Source organism: Dissulfurimicrobium sp. (genome assembly GCF_049968175.1).
GTDB lineage: Bacteria > Desulfobacterota > Dissulfuribacteria > Dissulfuribacterales > Sh68 > Dissulfurimicrobium > Dissulfurimicrobium hydrothermale.
The window spans coordinates 37,549-45,262 of record NZ_JBMFRG010000008.1; the positions used below are offsets into that span (position 1 = coordinate 37,549).

Genomic DNA, 7,714 nt, shown 5'->3' on the forward strand with positions numbered 1-7,714 from the left:
TATGCGGGTAACTGGATTTCTTGGTTCGGCCGTGGAGGCAGGGATAAAACACAAAGGGCGGCTTGACCTCGGACTGATCCTTTCTGAAAGGCCAGCGGTTGCAGCTGCCGTCTTTACGCGGAACGAAGTAAAGGCAGCGCCGGTCATCGCCGGTATCAGACGTATGGCCACAGGCAACCCTTACGTGCGGGCCGTCGTGGTAAACAGCGGAAATGCAAACGCATGTACAGGGTTGAATGGCCTTCAAGATGTAGAAACCACAAAGCTGCTTGTCGGCCGGGCGCTCAATATCGATCCGGAAGACATCCTGGTATCTTCAACAGGCGTAATCGGGAAACCAATGCCCATGGACAGGATCACAAATGCAATCCACGCCCTGATAGATGGGCTCGACGAAGATCGGCTTGATCTTGTCGCCCAAGCCATACTTACGACGGACAGCATGAAAAAAACTGCCGTGAGGGACATCAAGATAGATGGGGTGAAGGTGAGGATTGCGGGTATGGCGAAAGGTGCCGGCATGATAGCCCCAATGCTTGCCCCTCCTCAAGCGACCATGCTTGCATTCATCCTGACAGATGCCGACATTACGCCGACCTTTGCCCGCGAAGCCCTAAACATGGCGACCAAGGAAAGCTTCAATCGCATACTTATAGATGGGGACACAAGTACAAACGACACGGTATTTTTCCTTGCAAACGGTCTAGCTGGGAATCATTCAATAGAAAATGGGCGTTGGGGCGACGCATTCAATGCGATATTAAAAGACCTCATGCAGGAACTAGCCCGCCTAATCGTAGCCGACGGCGAGGGTGCAACAAAGCTTGTGACCATTATTGTGAAAGGGGCAAGAAACCATGCAGAGGCGGATGTGATAGCAAGGACCATAGCCACATCTCCCCTTGTAAAGACCGCCCTTTTCGGCAACGATCCCAATTGGGGCAGGATATTGGCCGCTGCCGGTAGGGCTGGCTTCGCCCTTGATCAAGACCGAATTGCGCTTACCATAGGTGGGGTTGAGATTGTAAGGGGTGGTGTGGGTATTGGGGAAGAGGCCGAGGTTACAGCGAAAGGGGTCATGGCCGGTCGAGAATATGAGATAAGGCTCGACCTCGGCCTCGGAGAGGCCGAGGCTAGGGTCCTCACATCCGACTTATCGGTTGAATATGTCCGTATAAATGCAGACTACCGTACCTAAAAAACAAGATGATACTATCCATAACAGCAATCCAGATACCCTTGCCATCGAGATCCAGGCACTCTATGAAATATCGCTTCTCATCGGCTCAGCGGTATTTTTTGACAAGACGCTCTTGGAGATATTGCGGGTGCTTCACGATACCCTGCATATGGAGCGAGCCACCCTGGTACTGCTGGATCATACCGGCGAACGCCTAATAATCAAAGCATCCTACGGCCTGACAAAGGAAGAGGAGCAAAGAGGGGTCTATGGCCTAGGCGAAGGGATAACTGGGCAAGTATTTCGCACCTGCGCGCCGTTTGTGGTACCCGACATAAAAGCAGAACCACTATTTCTAAACAGGACCAAGGCCAGGGACCGCATCATCACAAAGGAAAGACTCTCCTTCATTGGGGTCCCGGTAATTCTGGCTGGCAAACCCGTAGGCGTGCTTACGGTCGACAGGCTCTTCGGGCCCGAGATCTCATTTGAAGAAGACGTCCGTTTTCTGACGGTTGTGGCTACACTTGTCGCCCAGTTTTTAAACCTACATCAGGCTATACATAAAAAAGAGGAAAGCCTCCTGGAGGAAAATCGCTCGCTTCGCGCCGAACTCCATGGGAGATACGCCCGCCACAACATAGTCGGCAGCTCGAAGGCCATGCATGAGGTGCTTCTTGCCGTAGAAAAAGTGGCCCCCACAAGGGCCACAGTCTTAATTCTTGGCGAATCGGGCACGGGCAAAGAGCTGATCGCAAGGGCCATCCATCAGGCAAGCCCGAGACATGAACGGCCATTCATTAAGGTGAACTGTGCAGCCCTGCCAGAGACCTTACTTGAAAGCGAGCTCTTTGGCCATGAAAAAGGTGCCTTTACCGGCGCCACAGCAAGGAAAAAGGGGCGCTTCGAGCTGGCTGATGGCGGGACCCTCTTCCTTGACGAGATAGGTGAACTCCCACTCTCATTGCAGGCAAAACTCCTAAGGGTATTGCAAGAACAACAGTTCGAACTCTTGGGTGGAACACAAACCATCACAGTAGACATCAGGTTGATAGCCGCCACAAATAGAGACCTCAATATGGCCGTGGACAATGGGAGCTTCAGGGCCGATCTCTACTATCGTCTTAACGTCATCCCAATCGTCATCCCACCGCTCAGAAACCGTAAAGAAGATATTCCACTGCTAGCGGAGCACTTCTTGCGGGAAAGTAATAGACAAAACAACCGCAATGTGCGGCTTTCTAAAGAGGTACTGGACCTACTCATGTCTTATGACTGGCCAGGAAATGTCCGGGAACTTCAAAACCTCATAGAGCGCCTGGTGATAATGGCTGATGAAAACTATATTCAGCCGTCTGACATCCCGTCATTCATGCTGAGGACGCCGGGATTGATCCCGAATACAGAGGCTGTTGAGACACAAACGAACGATGGGCCGAGACAAATTCAACAAATTCAGAAGACGACGCTTTCCTTGTGCGAGATAGAGTGCCGCGAGCTTGAAGAGGCCCTCAGACAAAACAATTGGATACAGGCCAAGGCTGCGAGGGTCTTAGGTCTCACTCAGCGCCAAATAGGATATAAGATCAAAAAACATGGGATAACCATTCCAAAGCACAAGGCTTGAAGGGTGGTCGTCAATCCATCATCCATACACTATTGCGCGCCACAACCATCCAGTATCGTCTGGATATGTATGGGATGTTGACCCGCAATTCCACAAGACAGCGCTGACAAACCCTTCCTTCACTAAACAGACCCTATTGCTACCGAGTTTTATCATGGCAAATAGTAGGGGATGTGGTCAAGCCTCTCCATGACAAATGTCCGACAAAACCACCAACCCATGTAAGCAATGCCATATATTTACCAATGCCCTTTAAACTCGATCCAGGCATCGTCCACAAAGGCGGTAAATTCCCTCCTGAAACGCCCGGACGAAAACCTCATAGCATTCGCCCTACAGGCATCAGGGGTTATGTGGCATGACTCCCTTTCAAACCTCATTACGGCGTCACGGATTGAACCGGCGTCCTGGGCATCAAAAAATACGCCTGTCGGGTTTGGGCTGTCAAGCCCATTTATGGTCTCACGCACCCCGCCCCTTCCAAAGGCTATGACAGGTGTTCCACAGGCCTGGGCCTCCAGAGGCACGATACCAAAGTCCTCTTGGGCGGCAAAGACAAAGGCCCTGGCGCGCTGCATGTAATCAATCAATACCGCTTGGTCCACCCAGCCAAGAAACTTTATATTGTGGCCGGCTTTTGCCCTGATTCTGGCCGCCTCAGGCCCATCTCCAATTACCACAAGCTCTCTGTCCCTGAGTTCGGAAAATGCCTCGACAATCAAATCCACCCTCTTATATGGCACAAGACGCGATGCTGTGAGATAAAACCCCTCCTTTTGCCTTTGTCCGCTCAGCAAAAAGGCATCCACATTAACCGGCGGATAAATCACCGTCGCATCCCTGCGGTACGTCTTCTGGATACGCCTTTTTATGAAATGTGATATGGCAATGAATCGATCCACCCGGTTCGCTGCGCACACATCCCATAACCTGATCTTATGCAGAAACCATCCGGCGATGGGGGATAGGGGCCATTTAAAGCCAGATGTCTCAAGATATTGATGCCACATATCCCAGGCGTAACGCATAGGGGAATAACAATATGAAATGTGAAGTTGATTAGGGCCTGTGATAACACCCTTTGCCACTGCATGGGAGCTTGAGATAACAATATCATACCGGCTGAGGTCAAACTGTTCGACAGCAAAGGGCATAAAGGGCAAAAGTTTACGGTAATAGACCCTTACAAACGGCAGACGGTTTATAAAATGGGTGGTAACAGATCTTTGTTGGATAAAATCTCGCTCCTTATTAGGAAGCTGGTCCACCAAGGTAAAGAGGTCTGCATCAGAATAACAGCGCAAAAGCTCCTCAAGGACCCTTTCCGCCCCGCCTCTTGAAACAAGCCAGTCATGAACTATAGCTATCCGTAGAGATGACATGCCACTTTGTGGGCCCTCCCAGTGCTTACCTCTGTGGGCTCGATCCTCCTGCAGACATCCATCACCTCGCCGCACCTGTCTTGGAACGGACATCCATGGGGTATGGCTTCAAGTGGTGGGATATTGCCGGGAATGGATTTTAGCCGCCTTTCTCTATCAACCCCACCACTACCATCTTTAAAATAAGGAATGGATTCCAGGAGTCCTTTTGTATAAGGATGCAGCGGCGAGTCAAACAGGTCAAAAACCCCGGCCTCTTCCACAATCTTTCCTGCATACACAATAATCACCCGCTCTGCAACCTGAGCCACGACCCCAAGGTTGTGGGTTATAAACAGAAGGGCAAGGCCTGAGCCACGCCTCAACTCCGAGAGCAGACCAAGGATGTGGGCCTGCAACGACACATCCAGGGCAGTGGTTGGCTCATCGGCAATCAACATATCAGGATGGCAAGAAAGCGCCATAGCGATCATCGCCCTCTGCCTCAACCCCCCGGAGAGTTCGTGAGGGTAGGCATTGAACGCCGTTTGGGGATCTGGCATCCCAACCCGTTCCAGTATATCGAGCGTCCGGCGGTTCAACTCCTTTGAGGTGAGCCTTTCATGGGCGGCTATGCCTTCTTTTATCTGTGATCCTATGGTAAATACAGGATTAAGTGCGGTCATTGGCTCTTGAAAAACCATAGACAGACGCCTCCCACGAATCCTGTTTAATTTATTCTGATCCAGGCGTGCAAGCTCAATCCCATCAAATAAGATCGAGCCTGATTTTATTCGAAAAGATAATGGCAAAAGCCCCATAATGGCAAGAGCTGTCACCGTCTTGCCACTTCCTGATTCACCAACAAGACAAACAGACTCGCTGCTCCCAACAAAAAAAGAGGTGTTCCGCACCAATGGCACGAAACACCCGCTCCTTTTTAGCTCTATATCCAGCCCACTTACTGTAAGAATGGAATGGTTCACTTCATGACTGTTTTATGAGAAATGTTGCAGGATCCAGAATTAGATGTGTATCCATCCTACCCTTTTTGCCCTTAAGAAGTTCCACATGAACACCTTTGCCCCTTGACGTAAGCTGTATCATGATATCAAAGAGATCTGATGTGTGGGCGACAGACAGCGGGATGCCGTCAGGTTCAATTTCGTCATCTCCATGCGTCTTGACAGCAAACCAAACCGGAAAATGATGATCCCTGGCGACCAATTTCAGTTCACTCAAAACATCCCTTGTCGCATCATCAAAAAGCAACCCATCTATCAATACCACCTGGGGAAAGAATATACCCTGTTCAGTAAGATCGGCCAACCTCTCCTCGAGGCGCGGTACCTTGAAACGTTCGGCATTAAATGTCATGATAAAACGATGAGGTAATATCTCTTCCCATAACTCATTGTTATTCTCCAATTGATACTCACGGCTTATGTTGCGAAATACCTCTTCATACCACAAACAGACCTTTTTTACAGCTTGCCCCAGGCTTATATGAAGGACATTTTTCCCCCCAAGAAGACTATCAAGCGCAAGCTGAACAAGAAACGAGGTCTTACCTACACCAGCCCTTGCCAACACTGCACCGAACCAGCCTTCTGTAAGCATCTGTCCTGTGCTCTCCCCTAGAAGTCTCAATGGGTTCCTAATGATCAAGTCCTTTTTAAGCATCGCGACAGACCTCTTGTTTAGATAAATAATATTCGCACACACCATTCTAAGCGGCCTTCTTCTTCTGTTCAGCGGCCTTTTTCATGAGTTCCTCAGCTATATTCCTCGGCACCTGGCGATAGGTTGAAAATTCCATGGTGAATTGTGCCTTACCTTGTGTAGCCGATCTCAAAATTGTGGAATAACCAAACATCTCGGCAAGGGGCACCTCGGCCTCAATGATGCACATATCGCCCTCATCTTGGGTTCCAAGTATTATTCCCCTTCTCTGGTTTAAGGAACCCATGACCGCACCCTGAAATTCAGTCGGTGTCTCAACAACAACCTTCATTATAGGTTCCAGGATTACAGGTTTTGCCTTCATATATCCCTCTTTGAACGCACCTTTTGCGGCGGCCTGAAAGGCCATATCGGACGAATCGACCGAGTGGGATTGACCATCGTTTATAACCACCCTAACTCCAGTCACAGGGAAACCTAGGAGCGGACCCTTTTCCATACCGGCCCTAAAACCCTTTTCACATGAAGATATAAATTCGGTAGGAATGGCGCCACCCACTATCTGGTTGTCAAAAACAAACTCCTCGCCATCTTCTGTAGGTTCCATATAACCGGCCACTCGGCCATATTGACCTGCACCACCTGTTTGTTTCTTGTGTGTATAATTAAAATCTCCGCGTTGGGTAATGGTTTCTCTATAGGCGACCTGTGGCATTCCAGTGGTGACATCGGCTCCATACTCACGGCGCATACGTTCTATATAGACTTCAAGATGTAGTTCGCCCATACCAGATATAATAGTGTCACCAGTTTCGTGATTTATATACGCCTTAAAAGTGGGGTCTTCTTTTGTGAATCTAGCCAAGGCCTTGGATAGATTCGCTTGGGCCTTGCTGTCTTTTGCGGCTATAGCAAGGGAAATAACAGGTTCCGGTATGTTCATAGAGGTCATAGTATAGTTTATATCGGGTGAGGTAAAGGTGTCTCCAGAGGCACAATCTATACCAAAAAGTGCGCCTATATAACCTGCAGGAATGGAATCTATGTCTTCCATTTGATCGGCATGCATACGCACCACTCTGCCAACCTTTACCTTGCGACCCGTCCTGGAATTCATAATCATATCGCCCTTTGAAAGGGTGCCCTGATACACCCTGATATATGTAAGCTGGCCATACCTACCCTCCTCGAGCTTAAAGGCGAGGGCCACCAGTGGCTTTTCCTGGTCAGATTCCAAGATGACAGGGGCTTCATCCCTAGACATATCAAGAGCAACATTTTCCACCTCGGCCGGGCTGGGTAGATAATAAGTAACCGCATCCAAAAGGGGTTGAACCCCTTTGTTTTTATAGGCCGACCCCATAAATACAGGGGTAATCTTTCTTTGAAGGGTACCGCGCCTCACGGCGTCCCTTATCATGTCTTCTGTTACATGGCCTTCAATTGCGGCCTCCATGAGCTCATCAGAAAACATGGATGCCGCATCAATCAATACCTCTCTTTTTGTCTCGGCCTCGGCCCTTAAGGAAGCTGGAATATCTTCTATTCTTACCATCTCACCGTTTGCACCATCAAAATATAAGGCCTTCATAGACACAAGGTCGACCACACCTTCAAAACCAGCCTCTGCCCCTATAGGTATCTGCATGGCGATTGCGTTATGACCGAGTTTTTCTTTGAGCTGATCAACCACCCGGAGGGGATTGCCGCCACTTCTATCGCATTTATTTACAAATGCCAGACAAGGTACTTTATAACGCGCCATTTGACGATCGACTGTAATAGATTGAGATTGCACACCACCAACAGAACAAAGCACAAGGATTGCACCATCAAGTACCCTCAGAGCCCTTTCTACCTCTA

At 49.4% G+C, this 7,714-nt stretch carries 6 protein-coding genes; 2 read left to right on the forward strand and 4 right to left on the reverse strand.

The window, feature by feature from the left end; genetic code table 11:
- Window position 1: 1 nt before the first annotated feature.
- Entirely contained in the window at window positions 2-1,198 is a 1,197-nt protein-coding gene (gene argJ, locus ACP5SG_RS01845) for a bifunctional glutamate N-acetyltransferase/amino-acid acetyltransferase ArgJ (RefSeq protein ID WP_424661411.1), read from the forward strand.
- Complete coding sequence (gene nifA, locus ACP5SG_RS01850) at window positions 1,179-2,807, forward strand: nif-specific transcriptional activator NifA (protein ID WP_428121453.1); 1,629 nt, start codon at window positions 1,179-1,181, stop codon at window positions 2,805-2,807. Before argJ ends, nifA begins: the two co-directional genes overlap by 20 nt.
- A 239-nt stretch (window positions 2,808-3,046) precedes the next feature.
- Here nifA and ACP5SG_RS01855 read toward each other — a convergent pair whose 3' ends face one another.
- The 4 genes from ACP5SG_RS01855 to fusA all read right to left on the reverse strand — a co-directional run.
- Entirely contained in the window at window positions 3,047-4,189 is a 1,143-nt protein-coding gene (locus ACP5SG_RS01855; protein WP_237889006.1) for a glycosyltransferase family 4 protein, read from the reverse strand.
- Window positions 4,171-5,154: an ABC transporter ATP-binding protein gene (locus ACP5SG_RS01860; protein ID WP_237889007.1), complete on the reverse strand. Its 984-nt coding sequence runs from the start codon at window positions 5,152-5,154 to the stop codon at window positions 4,171-4,173. The genes ACP5SG_RS01855 and ACP5SG_RS01860 overlap by 19 nt, the downstream gene beginning before the upstream one ends.
- A 1-nt stretch (window position 5,155) precedes the next feature.
- Window positions 5,156-5,896, reverse strand: coding sequence for a cytoplasmic protein (locus ACP5SG_RS01865; RefSeq protein ID WP_428121458.1), 741 nt, complete (start codon window positions 5,894-5,896; stop codon window positions 5,156-5,158).
- A 1-nt stretch (window position 5,897) separates the two neighbouring features.
- Window positions 5,898-7,714 (reverse strand): elongation factor G (fusA, locus tag ACP5SG_RS01870; RefSeq protein WP_428121461.1); only part of this gene is annotated, 1,817 nt, incomplete at its 5' end.

Excerpts from the sequence above, each read along its gene's own strand:
- nifA (WP_428121453.1), top strand. The coding sequence starts at position 1,179 with ATGCAGACTACCGTACCTAAAAAACAAGATGATACTATCCATAACAGC.
- ACP5SG_RS01865 (WP_428121458.1), bottom strand. The coding sequence starts at position 5,896 with ATGGTGTGTGCGAATATTATTTATCTAAACAAGAGGTCTGTCGCGATG.
- argJ (WP_424661411.1), top strand. The coding sequence starts at position 2 with ATGCGGGTAACTGGATTTCTTGGTTCGGCCGTGGAGGCAGGGATAAAA.
- ACP5SG_RS01855 (WP_237889006.1), bottom strand. The coding sequence starts at position 4,189 with ATGTCATCTCTACGGATAGCTATAGTTCATGACTGGCTTGTTTCAAGA.